Annotated in this window: 9 protein-coding genes; 2 read left to right on the forward strand and 7 right to left on the reverse strand. The window is 73.0% G+C overall.

The genetic code is table 11. The features are described 5' to 3' along the window. Positions 1–37: 37 nt before the first annotated feature. The 5 genes from ilvC to ACFC02_RS19575 form a co-directional block, all read right to left on the reverse strand. Positions 38–1,036 carry a ketol-acid reductoisomerase gene (gene ilvC / locus ACFC02_RS19555; protein WP_376358421.1) on the reverse strand — a complete coding sequence of 333 codons (999 nt, stop codon included), beginning with the start codon at positions 1,034–1,036 and terminating at the stop codon, positions 38–40. A 127-nt stretch (positions 1,037–1,163) separates the two neighbouring features. Continuing rightward, complete coding sequence (gene ilvN / locus ACFC02_RS19560) at positions 1,164–1,691, reverse strand: acetolactate synthase small subunit (protein WP_376358424.1); 528 nt, start codon at positions 1,689–1,691, stop codon at positions 1,164–1,166. A 35-nt stretch (positions 1,692–1,726) separates the two neighbouring features. Continuing rightward, complete coding sequence (locus ACFC02_RS19565; RefSeq protein ID WP_376358427.1) at positions 1,727–3,574, reverse strand: acetolactate synthase large subunit; 1,848 nt, start codon at positions 3,572–3,574, stop codon at positions 1,727–1,729. 266 nt (positions 3,575–3,840) lie between these two features. Then, positions 3,841–7,191 (reverse strand): EAL domain-containing protein, encoded by a 3,351-nt coding sequence (locus ACFC02_RS19570; RefSeq protein WP_376358430.1) that lies wholly within the window; start codon positions 7,189–7,191, stop codon positions 3,841–3,843. 400 nt (positions 7,192–7,591) lie between these two features. Continuing rightward, positions 7,592–8,554, reverse strand: coding sequence for a 2-hydroxyacid dehydrogenase (locus ACFC02_RS19575; RefSeq protein ID WP_376358433.1), 963 nt, complete (start codon positions 8,552–8,554; stop codon positions 7,592–7,594). A 77-nt stretch (positions 8,555–8,631) separates the two neighbouring features. Between ACFC02_RS19575 and ACFC02_RS19580 the strand changes: the two genes are divergently transcribed. Together ACFC02_RS19580 and ACFC02_RS19585 are read left to right on the forward strand one after the other, a co-directional pair. Next, the gene (locus tag ACFC02_RS19580; protein WP_376358436.1) at positions 8,632–9,630 is read left to right on the forward strand and encodes an aldo/keto reductase; all 999 of its coding nucleotides are present in this window, start codon (positions 8,632–8,634) and stop codon (positions 9,628–9,630) included. Positions 9,631–9,820: 190 nt separating this feature from the next. Further along, positions 9,821–10,957 carry a PQQ-dependent sugar dehydrogenase gene (locus ACFC02_RS19585; RefSeq protein ID WP_376358538.1) on the forward strand — a complete coding sequence of 379 codons (1,137 nt, stop codon included), beginning with the start codon at positions 9,821–9,823 and terminating at the stop codon, positions 10,955–10,957. A gap of 9 nt (positions 10,958–10,966) precedes the next feature. Here ACFC02_RS19585 and ACFC02_RS19590 read toward each other — a convergent pair whose 3' ends face one another. Further along, positions 10,967–11,188, reverse strand: coding sequence for a DUF6191 domain-containing protein (locus tag ACFC02_RS19590; RefSeq protein WP_376358439.1), 222 nt, complete (start codon positions 11,186–11,188; stop codon positions 10,967–10,969). Between the two features lie 36 nt (positions 11,189–11,224). Next, entirely contained in the window at positions 11,225–14,275 is a 3,051-nt protein-coding gene (locus ACFC02_RS19595; protein ID WP_376358442.1) for an AAA family ATPase, read from the reverse strand. Positions 14,276–14,432: the final 157 nt, after the last annotated feature.

Raw genomic sequence — 14,432 nt, forward strand, 5'->3', positions numbered from 1 at the left:
GCCGGGGCGCCGGCCCCGGCCCCGTCCGCCGCGAGGCCTACGCCTCCTCGTCCACCCAGCTCATGAGCTTGCGCAGCTCCTTGCCGGTGGTCTCCAGCAGGTGCTCGGAGTCCTGCTTCTTGTACTCGTTGTACTTCTTCAGACCGCCGTGGTACTCGTCCATCCAGTTCCTGGCGAAGGAGCCGTCCTGGATCTCGGCGAGGACCTTCTTCATCTCGGCCTTGGTGGCGTCGGTGATGATGCGCGGGCCGGTGACGTAGTCGCCCCACTCCGCGGTCTCGGAGATCGACCAGCGCATCTTCTCCAGGCCGCCCTCGTACATGAGGTCGACGATCAGCTTCAGCTCGTGCAGGCACTCGAAGTAGGCGATCTCCGGCTGGTAGCCCGCCTCGACCAGCGTCTCGAAGCCGGCCTTGACCAGGGCGGCGGTGCCACCGCACAGGACGGCCTGCTCACCGAACAGGTCGGTCTCGGTCTCCTCGGTGAAGGTGGTCTTGATGACGCCGGCGCGGGTGCCGCCGATGCCCTTGGCGTAGGACAGCGCCAGCCCGAACGCCTCGCCGGAGGCGTCCTGCTCGACGGCCACGATGCACGGGACGCCGCGGCCCTCCTCGTACTGACGGCGCACCAGGTGGCCCGGGCCCTTGGGGGCGACCATGCAGACGTCCACGCCGGCCGGGGGCTTGATGAAGCCGTAGCGGATGTTCAGGCCGTGACCGAAGAACAGCGCGTCGCCGTCCTTCAGGTTGGGGGCGATGTGCTCCTCGTAGACCTGGGCCTGGATCGGGTCCGGCACCAGGATCATGATGACGTCGGCCTCGGCGGCGGCCTCCGACGGGCTCACCACGCGCAGGCCCTGCTCCTCGGCCTTGGCCTTCGACTTGGATCCCTCGTGCAGACCGACACGCACGTCGACACCCGAGTCGCGCAGCGACAGGGCGTGGGCGTGACCCTGGCTGCCGTAGCCGATGACCGCGACCTTGCGGCCCTGGATGATGGACAGGTCGGCGTCGGCGTCGTAGAACAGCTCGGCCACTGGGTTCTCTCCTTGGTGTGCAGGTTGTGCGTCCCACCGTATGCCGGTGGGGGGACGGGAAGTCTCGGGGTCTCGGTATACGGGCGGACGGTGTCACCCGGCCGCCGGTACACGTCGCTTCGTGTGGTTACGCCGACCGGTCCAGGGCGCGCAGCGACCGGTCCGTGATCGAACGGGCGCCGCGGCCGATCGCGATGGTGCCCGACTGCACCAGCTCCTTGATGCCGTACTGCTCCAGCATCTTGAGCATGGCGGTCAGCTTGTCGCTGGAGCCGGTGGCCTCGATGGTGACGGCGTCCGGGGAGACGTCGACCGTCTTGGCGCGGAAGAGCTGGACGATCTCGGTGATCTGGGAGCGCGTCTCGTTGTCGGCGCGCACCTTCACCAGGACGAGTTCGCGCTGCACGGCCGAACCGGGTTCCAGTTCGACGATCTTCAGCACGTTGACGAGCTTGTTGAGCTGCTTGGTCACCTGTTCCAGCGGAAGGTCCTCGACACCGACCACGATGGTGATGCGGGAGATGTCGGGGTGCTCGGTGACGCCGACCGCGAGCGAGTCGATGTTGAAGCCGCGGCGGGAGAAGAGGGCGGCGATCCGGGCGAGGATGCCGGGGGTGTTCTCGACCAGGACCGAGAGCGTGTGCTTGGTGGACATGACGGTCGTACCTTCCTGAAGTCCTCGGACGGCTCTCAGTCGTCGGCGCTGTCGCCGAAGTCGGGGCGGACGTCGCGGGCGGCCATGATCTCGTCGTTGGAGGTGCCGGCGGCGACCATCGGCCAGACCATCGCGTCCTCGTGGACGATGAAGTCGATGACGACCGGACGGTCGTTGATCGAGTTCGCCTCCTCGATGGCCTTGTCCAGGTCCTCGGGGCGCTCGCAGCGGATCGCGTGACAGCCCATGGCCTCGGACAGCTTCACGAAGTCGGGGACGCGGGTGCCGCGAGCGTCCGGGTTGACGTCGTCCGGGCCGGAGTGCAGGACCGTGTTGGAGTAGCGCTGGTTGTAGAACAGGGTCTGCCACTGGCGGACCATCCCGAGGGCGCCGTTGTTGATGACGGCGACCTTGATCGGGATGTTGTTCAGGGCGCAGGTGGTCAGCTCCTGATTGGTCATCTGGAAGCAGCCGTCGCCGTCGATCGCCCAGACCGTCCGCTGCGGCATGCCGGCCTTGGCGCCCATGGCGGCCGGGACGGCATAGCCCATGGTCCCGGCGCCGCCGGAGTTCAGCCAGGTGGCGGGCTGCTCGTACTGGACGAAGTGCGCGGCCCACATCTGGTGCTGGCCGACGCCCGCCGCGAAGATCGTGCCCTCGGGGGCGAGCTGCCCGATCCGCTCGATGACGTGCTGCGGGGACAGGGAGCCGTCCGCGGGCTCCTCGTAGCCGAGCGGGTAGGTGTCGCGCCAGCGGCCGAGGTCCTTCCACCATGCGGTGTAGTCGCCCTTGTGGCCTTCGGCGTGCTCCTTCTGGACGGCCTGGACCAGGTCGGCGATGACCTCGCGGGCGTCGCCGACGATCGGCACGTCGGCCTCGCGGTTCTTGCCGATCTCGGCGGGGTCGATGTCGGCGTGGACGATCTTGGCGTACGGCGCGAAGCTGTCCAGCTTGCCGGTGACGCGGTCGTCGAAGCGGGCGCCGAGGGCGACGATCAGGTCGGCCTTCTGCAGCGCGGTGACGGCGGTGACCGCACCGTGCATGCCCGGCATTCCCACGTGCAGCGGGTGGCTGTCGGGGAACGCGCCGAGCGCCATCAGGGTGGTGGTGACGGGCGCTCCGGTGAGTTCGGCCAGCACCTTCAGTTCGGCGGTGGCCTTGGCCTTCAGGACGCCGCCGCCGACGTAGAGGACCGGGCGCCTGGCGGCGGTGATGAGCTTGGCCGCCTCGCGGATCTGCTTGGCGTGCGGCTTGGTGACGGGCCGGTAGCCGGGCAGGTCCATGACGGGCGGCCAGGAGAAGGTGGTCTTCTTCTGGAGGATGTCCTTGGGGATGTCGACCAGGACCGGGCCGGGGCGGCCGGTGGAGGCGATGTGGAACGCCTCGGCGATCACCCGCGGGATGTCCTCGCCCTTGGTGACCAGGAAGCTGTGCTTGGTGATCGGCATGGTGATGCCGACGATGTCCGCCTCCTGGAAGGCGTCCGTGCCGATGGCGGAGGACACCACCTGCCCGGTGATCGCGACCAGCGGCACCGAGTCCATGTTGGCGTCGGCGATCGGGGTGACCAGGTTGGTGGCGCCGGGGCCCGAGGTGGCCATGCAGACACCCACCTTGCCGGTGGCCTGCGCGTAGCCGGTGGCGGCGTGGCCGGCGCCCTGCTCGTGCCGGACCAGGACGTGCCGCACTCGGGTGGAGTCCATCAGCGGGTCGTACGCCGGCAGGATCGTGCCGCCCGGAATGCCGAATACCGTGTCCGCGCCGACCTCCTCGAGGGAGCGGATGAGGGACTGCGCACCCGTGACGTGCTCGGGCGCCATCTGGTGTCCTCCGGAACGGGGCCGCGGCTGCGGATGGTGGGCCCCGGTGGCCTGCTCGGTCATCGGCATTCTCTTCTCGATGCTGAGGTTCTGCGAGGGTTCGGGTGTCGGCTTTCGCCAGGTTCGCACGGTGCGCGACCGCTGGGCGGCAGGTGCCCGTGCAACAAAAAACCCCTCGTGCCGTGAGGCAAGCGAGGGGAGCGCGCCGGTGAAGGTCGCTGGGGATTCCGGATCGTCCTCCGGTGGGTCCCAGCTCAGCCGACGCGCTGTCCAAGTACGAGAATTCGGGTGCGCATGGAACTGACCCTCCCCCCGGCACACATCCACTGTCAAGTGGGTGGGACGGGAGTCTCATCATGTGGGCGAAGGCTCGTCCCACCACCGAGGACGGCGGGTACCTGGCCCGTGTACACGCCCGCGCCGCCGCCCCCGGCGAACGCCGGTTCGGCCGCGCCGTGCGGTACCGGGTAGTGGCCGCAGGTGAGCGCCCGGCGCAGCCGGTACTCGTCGAGCGGGCCGGAGAACGCCATGCCCTGGCCGTGGGTGCAGCCCATCGCGCGCAGGGCGGCGATCTGCTCGGGCAGGTCCACGCCGTCGGCCACCGACTGCAGCCCGAGGTCGCCCGCGATGCGCAGCAGCCCACTGGTGATCTTGTGCAGGCGGGCCGACTCGACGACGCCCTCGACCAGGGAGCGGTCGAGCTTCAGTACGTCGACGGGGAGCTTCCTGAGCGCCGTGAGAGCGCCGTGGCCGCTGCCGAAGCCGTCCAGGGCGATCCGCACGCCGAGCCGGCGCAGGGCGGACAGGCGGCGCTCCAGCTCGTCCAGCGACACCCGCGGATCGGTGTCGGCCAGCTCGAGCACCAGGGCCCCGGAGGGCAGCCCGTGCCGGGTCAGCAGGGTCTCGACGGTGCCGGGCGGCAGGGAGCGGTCGACCAGGCGGCGCGCGCCCACCCGGACCACCACCGGCGCGTTCAGCCCGGTCCGGGCGCGCTCGGCTGCCTGCTCGACGGCCTCTTCCAGCATCCAGCGGCCCAGTTCGGCCGTCTTGTCGCTGTCCTCCGAGACCCTCAGGAACTCGGCCGGCGTGAAGAGGACCCCCTGGGAGGAGCGCCAGCGCGCCTGGGCGGCGACCGACGTGATCCGGCCGGTCGCCAGGCAGGCCACCGGCTGGTGCAGCAGCGTGAACTCGCCGTCGTGCAGGGCGGACCTGAGCCGGCCGGCCAGCTCCGCCTTGCGGACGACGTCCTGCTGCATCTGCGGCTTGTACAGCTCGACGCGGCCCTTCCCGGCCGCCTTCGCGCGGTACATGGCGAGGTCGGCGTTGCGCAGCAGTTCTCCGGCGCCGAGGCCCGGCTCGGCGAAGGCGACGCCGATGGACGCGGCGACGCGGACATCGTTGCCGTCGATGAGGTACGGCTGCGACAGGGTGATCCTGAGCCGGTCGGCCAGCTCCAGGATGTGCCCTTCGCGGGCGGTGCGGTCGCGGGTGCCGCCGCCGACGATCAGCGCGGCGAACTCGTCGCCGCCGAGCCGGGAGGCGGTGTCCCCGTACCGGACGGACTCCTGGAGTCTGCGGGCGGCCTGCACGAGGAGTTCGTCCCCGGCCTGGTGCCCGATGGTGTCGTTGACGGCCTTGAAGCCGTCCAGGTCGATGAAGAGCACGGCGGTGCCGCGGTCGGTGGAGCGGCGGCCGGACAGCGCCTGCTGCACGCGCTTGGTGAACAGCGCGCGGTTGGGCAGGTCGGTGAGCGGGTCGTGCTCGGCGTTGTGCTGGAGCTGCGCCTGCAGGCGCACGCGTTCCGTGACGTCACGGCTGTTGAAGATGAGGCCGCCGTGGTGGCGGTTGATGGTCGACTCCACGTTGAGCCAGCCTCCCCCGCTCTCGGCTCCGCCCGGGCGGGAGGTGCCCCCACCCCCGGACCTGAAGCGGCACTCGATGCGCGTGGTGGGTTCTTCCAGCGGGCTGGCGGCGAGGAACCGGCGCACCTCGTGCACGACGCAGCCCAGGTCCTCCGGGTGGATGAGGCCGGCCAGTTCGGTGCCGACGAGTTCCTCGGCGGGCCGCCCGTACACCCCGGCGGCGGCCGGGGAGACGTACCTCAGGATGCCGTTGGGCGCGGCGATCATGATGACGTCGCTGGAGCCCTGCACCAGGGAGCGGAAGTGGTTCTCCTTCTGCGCGAGTTCCTGGGTGAGGGCGATGTTGTCGAGCAGCATGATGCCCTGGCGCACGACGAGGGCGAGCACCACCGCACCGGCGGTGATCAGCACCACCCGGTCGACGCTGTGGCCGTTGAGCACGTTGTACAGGACTCCCAGCGTGCACACGGCGGCGGCGAGGTAGGGCGTGAGGGCGGCCAGGGAACCGGCGATGGGCCGGGCGGCCGGGTACCGCTCGTGATCGGTCTCCGGTGCGAGGGGCGGCCGGGCGGAGCCGCCGGGCGGCGCCTGGCGCTGTCCGGGCAGCCGCTCGTGCCCCACGCGCGCGTGTCCGTCGGTCCCGGGGGCGCCGCCCGCCGGGGCGCGGCCGTCGGCCTCGGGCGCGGGGCCGTCGGGCACGCGCGCGTGCACGTGCCCGTCGGTGCCGTGCGGGGGCGCGTCGGCCGCCTCGTGTGCCGCGGGGCGCCGGATGGTCCCGGGGCGGTCGGGGCCGTGCTGCCCGACGGGCCCGTGGCGGTCGGCTCCGTGACGGTCGGGTCGTTGCCGGCCGGCCCCGGTGCGCCCCGTCCCCGGGTGGCCCGTCTTCGGGCGGGCCCTCTCGTGGCGGTCGGCCGTGGGTCCGTCGTGGGAGTGTGCCGCCGGAGTGGGACCGCTCCCGCGTGCGGGCGCGTTGTGGGGCCCGACCCAGGGGGCGTACGCCAGGAGCAGCGAGCCGGCGAACCAGCCCGCGTCGAGGAGCTGCCCGGAGCGGTAGCTGTGGTGCATCAGCGGCGACGTGAACAAGGCGTCGCTCAGCACGGTGAGGGCGAGTCCGCCGATCGCGGTGTTCACGGCGGTGCGGTTGAGCGGTGAGCGCCGGAAGTGCAGGGCGAGCACCATGCTGACCAGGGCGATGTCCAGCAACGGGTACGCCAGGGAGAGCGCGGTGTGCGCGACGCTCGGCCCGTCGAACCTGGCCGCCTGGGCCAGCGCCAGGCTCCAGGAGAGCGTGAGCAGCGAGCCGCCGATCAGCCAGGCGTCCAGCGCCAGGCAGACCCAGCCGGCCCTCGTCACCGGGCGCTTGGCGAGCACCAGCAGCCCGACGATCGCGGGCGGCGCGAAGCACAGGAAGAACAGGTCGGCGTAACTGGGGCTGGGCACGGGCTCGTCGAGGACGACCTCGTACCAGCCCCAGACGCCGTTGCCCAGGGAGGCCATCGCCGAGGAGAGGGCGAACAGCAGCCAGGCGGACCGAAAGCGGACCTGGTGTCTGCGGGCGTACAGGGCGCACGACACGGCGGCGGTGCCGGCCGCGGCGGACAGCCCGAAGTCGCCCATGACCAGTGCGATTTCGCGCGAACCCCAGTCGCAGGCGGAGCCCACGGCGTAGCCCGCGCACACCAGCGCCAGGACGAGCTGGGAGGCCACTTGGCCGAATCCGCCGGGCGCCGCCGGCGGCCGGGCGGGCCGGGCTCCCGCCGGGGGCGGGGTCCGGCGCGCTCCCTCGGGCGCGGTCACGGTGGGGGCGGGCGGGCTCACCGGAGGCTCCCGGTCCGCACCGCCGTGTCCCTCGCGCCCCGGCACGCCGGGTGCCCCTGCCTCACGCGGGCACCGGGTTCGCGGCGCCGGTACCGGTGCCGGCTTCGGTGGCAGCCGGGCCGGTCGCTGTGCGGGCCGCTTCCGCGAGCGGCCGTGTGCCAGGGCCTCCGGCGGCTCCGCCGCGTCGGATCGTTCGTCCATAGGCCGTGCATCGCCCGTCGCCCCCCTCGCAGTCCGAAATGTCCATCCCCGGCGCCGAACGGTGCACGGCGCAGCCCCTGTCGGGGACGATACACCAGTCTCGTCACTCAGGGACATAGTTCCTCTACGCTCCGTGACGACCAGCGCATATGCGGATACGCCCCGCGTCCGGGGGGTTGCGGACGGTGCCGGGCTGGGGCTATACGCCTGCCCCACTCGTCGTCAGAACCACGTTCGCGAGCGGCTCCTGGTTCACGAACCGGCGCAATTGCCCCGTCAGCAGCCGCTCGGCGCGCGGCCGGAACGCCGAGGTGGGGCCGCCGGCATGCGGGCTGATCAGCACGCCGGGCGCGTGCCACAGCGGATGGTGCGCGGGCAGCGGCTCGGGGTCGGTGACGTCGAGGGCGGCGGTGAGCCGGCCGCTCTCCAGCTCGGCCAGCAGCGCCTCGGTGTCGACGACCCTGCCGCGCGCGACGTTCACCAGGAGCGCGCCGTCCTTCATCCGGGCGAGGAAGTCCGCGTCGACCAGGCCGTACGTGGCCTGGGTCAAGGGCGTGGACAGGACGACGACATCGGCCTCCGGGAGCAGGGCGGGCAGATCGGTGAGCGGATGCACCGGGCCGCGCGCTGTGGTGCGCGCGGAGCGCGCCACGCGCGCCACCCGCGCGACCTCGAACGGCACGAGCCGGTCCTCGATGGCGGCGCCGATGGCTCCGTAGCCCACGATGAGGACGTTCTTGTCGGCCAGCGCGGGGTGGAAACCTCCGCCCCACTCCCCGCGGTCCTGGGACCGCACGAAGCCGGGGACGCCGCGCAGGGAGGCGAGGACGAGTGTCAGGGCCAGTTCGGCCGTGCTCGCCTCGTGCACCCCGCGCGCGTTGCACAGCACGACTCCCGGCGGGAGCTGCCCGAGGCCGGCCTCCACGTTGTCGGTGCCGGCGGACAGCGTCTGCACGACCCGTACCGAGCGCATGCGGTCCAGCGGGCGTACGACGAGCCCGGCCGGCCTCATGTACGGCACGACGTAGAAGGCGCAGTCGGCCGGATCCCCGGGGAACGGCTGCGCACCGTCGTCGCCCCCGTCCCAGAACAGGTAGTTCGGCCCCTCGGGGAGCCCCTTGATCTCCTCGGGCGGGATGGGCAGCCACACGTCAGCACTCATGCTCAGGAGGCTATGCCAGGTGCGCGCGGGCGCAGAGGTTAGGTTGGTGAGCCGAGGAGAGGGAGGGTTACGGCGAGGTGGAGCGCAGGACGATCGGCGCGGCGGCACTCGCGGTGGGGGCCGTAGGACTTGGCTGCATGCCGATGAGCTGGGCCTACAGCGCGTCCCGGCGGCGCGGGGAGGAGTCTTTGCGGGCCGTGCACCGGGCGCTGGACCTGGGCTCGGCGCTGCTGGACACCGCCGACATGTACGGCCCGTTCACCAACGAGTTGCTGCTGGGGCGAGTGCTGAAGGAGCGGCGCCCGGACGCCTTCGTCTCGACCAAGGTCGGGCTGCTGGTGGGCGACCAGCACATCGTGGCCAACGGCCGCCCCGGGTATGTGCGACGGGCCTGTGACGCGTCGCTGCGGCGGCTGCAGACGGACGTGATCGACCTCTACCAGCTGCACCGGGCCGACCCGGAGGTGCCGGTGGAGGAGACCTGGGGGGCGATGGCGGATCTGGTGCGGGCCGGGAAGGTGCGGGCGCTCGGTCTGTGCGCCGTGGGGGCGCGCGGCGGACGCCGGTCGCGGGGGCGGCTGCATGACGGAACGATCCGGCAGCTGGAGCGGGTGCAGCAGGTGTTCCCGGTGAGCGCGGTGCAGGCCGAGCTGTCGGTGTGGTCGCCCGAACCACTGGAGGCCCTGCTGCCGTGGTGCGCGGCCCGGGGTGTCGGCGTGCTGGCCGCTATGCCCCTGGGCAACGGCTTCCTGACCGGCACGCTCACCCCCGGCCAGGGATTCGAACCGGACGACCTGCGGGCCCGCCACCCCCGCTTCACCGCCGAGATGATGGCCGCCAACCAGCCGATCGTCGCCGGTCTGCGGCGCGTGGCCGCACGGCACGGCGACGGCGTCACACCGGCCCAGGTGGCCCTGGCCTGGGTGCTCGCCCAGGGACGGCACGTGATCCCGGTGCCGGGCACCAAGCGCGAGCACTGGGTCACGGAGAACGCCGCCGCGGTGGAGCTGCGCCTGACGGTCCAGGACCTGACGGAGCTGGCACGGCTTCCGGCGGCGCGGGGGTCGTGGGACTGAACGCGGGGGCGGTGACCGGGCGCGGGGACGGGGACTTGCGCGCGGGGGCAGGGGCGGTGCGCGGGGAGGCGGGTCCGCGTGGATTGCGGGCCATCGGGAACCTGGGAGGGCGCGGGCGGTGTTCGACAGAGAGCGACCTCCGCGTCGAAGGGACACGATCGTGCAGGCTCGGGCTCGGGCCGTGACCGGCATGCTGGCCGCCGCCGCACTGCTGCTGACCGCCGGGTGCTCCTCCGGTGGACCGCCACCCGGCGACCGGAGCACCCCGCCCGGCCCGGCGGTGGGGTCCTCCCCCTCCCCCGGGCGGCCCGCCGCGGAGAAGACCCCGCCGGCCAAGGGCACCGTGAAAGTGCTGCGCACGGTGGCGGAGGGCCTGGACTCCCCGTGGGGCCTGGCCCCGCTTCCGGACGGTGGCCTCCTCGTCTCCTCCCGCGACCGGGCGACGATCACCCGCGTCGACGAGCGCACGGGGAGGAAGACGGAGCTGGGCACGGTCTCCGGAGTGGCGCCCCAGGGCGAGGGCGGCCTCCTCGGCATCGCCCTCTCCCCCCACTACGCCGCCGACCACATGGTGTACGCCTACTTCACCTCGGCCTCGGACAACCGCATCGTCCGGATGCTGTACGACGCGAAGAAGCCCGCCGGGGAGCAACTGGGCGCGCCCGACACGATCTTCAAGCGCATTCCCAAGGGCGTCGTCCACAACGGCGGCCGGATCGCCTTCGGCCCGGACGGCATGCTGTACGCGGGTACCGGCGAGAACGGCGAGCGCGGGCCGGCCCAGGACACGAAGTCCCTGCGCGGCAAGATCCTGCGGCTGACCCCGGAGGGCGAGCCGGCTCCGGGCAACCCCTTCCCCGGCTCCCCGGTGTACTCCTACGGCCACCGCAACGTGCAGGGCCTCGCCTGGGACGGCAAGCAGCGGCTGTTCGCGTCCGAGTTCGGCCAGGACACCTGGGACGAGCTGAACGCGATCGCACCCGGCGGGAACTACGGCTGGCCCGACGCGGAGGGCAGGTCCACCGACGCGCGCTTTCGCAACCCCGTCGCCCAGTGGCACACCGACCAGGCCTCGCCGAGCGGCATCGCGTACGCCGAGGGCTGCGTGTGGATGGCGGGGCTGAGGGGCGAGCGCCTGTGGCGGATCCCGCTGAAGGGCACGGTGGCGTCCGCCGCCCCGCAGGCATTCCTCACGGGCACCTACGGGCGGCTGCGCACGGTCGCCGCGGCGGGCGGCGGCAGGCTCTGGCTGGTCACGAGCAACACCGACGGCCGGGGCACACCGAAGAAGGGCGACGACCGGATCCTGGAACTCGAGGTGAGGTGACCCGGGCGCTCACGCGTCGCCCGGCTCGTCCTCCCCCCGGGGTCCGGCGTCCGCCTCGCAGGGCTCTTCGGTCCTCGGTGGCCGTACGACGACCCGTCCCGAGGCGAGGTCGACCGGTCCCCGCCCGGGATCGTCGTCCCCGACGTCCTCACGGGTCAGCTCCAGCCGCTTCTGCTCGTCACGGGTGTGCCCCCGCCCTGGGGCGAACAGTTCCTCGAAGGCGTCGAACACGCCCCCTCCCTCACCGTCCTGCCTCCACCGTACGGCTCAGCCGGCGGCCCGGGCGGCGAGCGGGGCACCGGGGAACATCTCCAGCCGGTGCGCCACCGCCGCCGCCTCGACCCGGCCGGAGACGCCGAGCTTGGCCAGGATGTTGGAGACGTGGACGCTGGCCGTCTTGGGGGAGATGAACAGTTCCCCGGCGATCTGGCGGTTGGTGCGGCCGAGGGAGACCAGGCGCAGGACGTCACGTTCCCTGCTGGTGAGGCCCAGGGACTCGGCGGGGTCCCCGGGGGCAGCGGGCCGCTGGGCGGGCTTCGTCAGGGGCAGCCGGGCGCGCTGGGCGAGCAGGGCCACGGAGTCGGCGAGCGGCCGGGCCCCGAGGTGGCCGGCGACCGCATGGGCCAGGCGGAGCAGTTCCGTGGCGCGCTCCCGCTGGTCCTCGTCTGCGGCGAGCAGCGCCTCCGCCAGGCGCAGCCGGACGCGGGCGAGGTCGTAGGGGCGCTCCAGGGTCTCGAAGGCGGCGACGACGGCGGCCCACTCCTCGGGCCGGGAGCATCCCTCGGCACGCAGCAGCTCGGCGCGTACCCAGCGTTCGTAGGCCTGCCAGACGGGGACGTTGACGGTCAGTGACTTGGCGGCCTTCCGGATGCGGTCGAGGGCGTCGGGGCGGCCCGGGCCCGCCGCGGGCAGCCCGGCCGTGCGGGCCTCGACGGTGGCGGCGGCGAGCAGCAGGGGCCAGCCGTAGCGCTGGGTGCCGGGCGGGAAGCCGTCCTCCAGGGCGCGTGCGAGTTCGGTGCGGGCGTCGAGCAGGCGGCCCTCCCCCGCCGCGACGCCGATCGCGATGCGGACCAGGGGCAGGGTGTGCTGCGGCGCGCAGTCATGGGTGCCGAAGTGGGAGCGGCCGTCGGCGAGTTGGGCTGCGGCCTCGGCCAGTTCGCCCCGGGCGAGGGCCAGTTCGGCGCGTATGCGGGCGTGGAAGGCGCGCGGCTTGGCGCTCTGGCCCACGCGCCGCGACCGGGAGGCGGCCTCGGCGGCCTCCTCCCAGCGGCCCAGGGTGAACAGCGACTCGGCGAGGTTGCCCCAGACCCAGGCCTCCTGGTCGAGCAGGCCGTAGCGCCGGGTGTGGGCGATGCCCCGTTCCAGCAGGGGGACGGCCTCGCGGGAGCGGCCGACGGACTCCAGCTCGGACGGCAGGTTGACGTAGGAGCGTCCGGCGACGGCGGCGATGCCGCGCTCCACCGTGCGCTGGTTGACCTCGTGCATCTCGGCGAGTCCGGCCTCGACGTCGCCCGCCTGGACCCTGAGGCCGCCGAGGGTCAGGCGCGCGGTCATCTCGATCTCGCAGGCGCCGACCATGCGCGCGTACTCCACGGCCCGCTCGGCGGCCGAGAAGGCCTCGGGGCCGGGCTCGTGGACCATGGACCAGTTGGCGACGTTGGCGAGCACCTCGGCGTGCACCTCGGACGGCGGCAGACCCCGCACCAGGTCCTGGGCGCGGGCCAGTTCACGCCGGCCGTTGCCCTGGGCCTTCGCCTGGACCAGGCGGGAGCGCTGGATCCAGAACCAGGCGGCGCGCAGGGGGTCGTGCTCGTCCTCCAGGAGGCGCAGCGCCCGCTTGATGATCTTCATGGCGCGGTCCCGCTCGCCGCAGAAGCGGCCCGCGACGGCGGCCTCGGCCAGCAGGTCGAGGTAGCACAGGGGCGTGGTGGCGGGGTCGCCGCCGCAGGGCGGACAGACCTCCGTGTAGTCCACGGGACGCAACCGGTCCCGTACGTCCTCGGGGGTGGTGTCCCACAGTTCCATGGCCCGCTCCAGGAGGCGCAGCTGCTCGCTGTAGGCGTGCCGGGCGCGGGCGGTGACGGAGGCGTCCAGGACGGCGGGCAGGGCCTTGGCCGGGTCGTGGGCGTGGTACCAGTAGCTGGCCAGCCGCATGACGCGCTGGTCGGCGGCGACGAGGGACGGGTCGTCCTGAAGTGCCTCGGCGTAGCGGCGGTTGAGGCGGGAGCGTTCGCCGGGGAGCAGGTCGTCGCCGACGGCCTCGCGGACCAGGGCGTGCCGGAAGCGGTAGCCGTCGCCGGTGGGGGCGGCGATGAGGATGCTGGCGTTCACGGCGGCCCGCAGCGCCTCGATGAGGTCGTCCTCGGTGAGCCGGGCCACGGCGGCGAGCAGCCGGTACTCGACGGTGGATCCGCCCTCGGCGGCGATCCGGACGACCCGCTGGGCGGCCTCCGGGAGGGCTTCGACGCGCACGAGCAGCACGTCGCGCAGGGAGTCGCTGAGGTCGGCGCAGCCCTCGTGGGCGCAGACGGCGAGTTCCTCGACGAAGAACGCGTTCCCGTCGGAGCGTTCGAAGATCCGGTCGACCTGGGCCGGGTCCGGTTCGGTGGCGAGGATGCCGGCGATCTGGCGGCCGACCTCGTGCCGGGTGAAGCGGTCGAGTTCGATGCGGCACACCGTGCGCAGCCGGTCGAGTTCGGCGAGCAGGGGGCGCAGCGGGTGGCGGCGGTGGATGTCGTCGGAGCGGTAGGTGGCCAGGACGACGAGCCGGCCGGTGCGCAGGGTGCGGAAGAGATAGGTGAGCAGGTGCCGCGTGGAGGCGTCGGCCCAGTGCAGGTCCTCCAGGGCGAGGACGACGGTCTGCTCGGCGGAGACGTGTTCCAGCAGGCGGGCGGTGAGTTCGAAGAGGCGGGCCATGCCCTCCTCGTCGTGCCGGCCGGTGCCGCGCGGGGCGGGCTGCTCGCCGAGTTCGGGCAGTAGCCGGGCGAGTTCCTCCTGCTGGCCCGCGGTCGCGGCATCCAGGGCGTCGGGCAGTTCGCGGCGCAGGGCGCGCAGGGCGGTGGAGAAGGGGGCGAAGGGCAGCCCGTCGGCGCCCATCTCGACGCAGCCGCCGAGCGCGACGACCGCGCCCCGCCGGGCGGCGGCAGCGGCGAACTCCTCGATCAGCCGGGTCTTGCCGACTCCGGCCTCGCCGCCGATCAGCAGCGCCCGCGGCTCCCCCGCGTTCGCGCGGGTGAGCGCCTCGTGCAGCGTGTCCAACTCGTTCGCGCGGCCCACGAACACCGGACTGACAGACCTGGTCTCCACGGGCCCGAGCATCGCACGGGGGTACGACAGCACGGGACCGGTTTTCGTGTCGGCGGGGCCGGTTCGCATGTGGGCGGGGCCCGTTTCCGTGTCGGTGGGAGCGATTCTCGTGTCGCCGCCCGGCGGACGGCGCCGGCCCCCCTGCGGGAGACCGGGCGCCGTCCTCGGG

The sequence above is a fragment of the Streptomyces sp. NPDC056160 genome, from assembly GCF_042268205.1.
Lineage (GTDB): Bacteria > Actinomycetota > Actinomycetes > Streptomycetales > Streptomycetaceae > Streptomyces.

Excerpts from the sequence above, each read along its gene's own strand:
- ACFC02_RS19595 (WP_376358442.1), bottom strand. The coding sequence starts at position 14,275 with ATGCTCGGGCCCGTGGAGACCAGGTCTGTCAGTCCGGTGTTCGTGGGC.
- ACFC02_RS19585 (WP_376358538.1), top strand. The coding sequence starts at position 9,821 with ATGCTGGCCGCCGCCGCACTGCTGCTGACCGCCGGGTGCTCCTCCGGT.
- ACFC02_RS19575 (WP_376358433.1), bottom strand. The coding sequence starts at position 8,554 with ATGAGTGCTGACGTGTGGCTGCCCATCCCGCCCGAGGAGATCAAGGGG.
- ACFC02_RS19565 (WP_376358427.1), bottom strand. The coding sequence starts at position 3,574 with ATGACCGAGCAGGCCACCGGGGCCCACCATCCGCAGCCGCGGCCCCGT.
- ilvN (WP_376358424.1), bottom strand. The coding sequence starts at position 1,691 with ATGTCCACCAAGCACACGCTCTCGGTCCTGGTCGAGAACACCCCCGGC.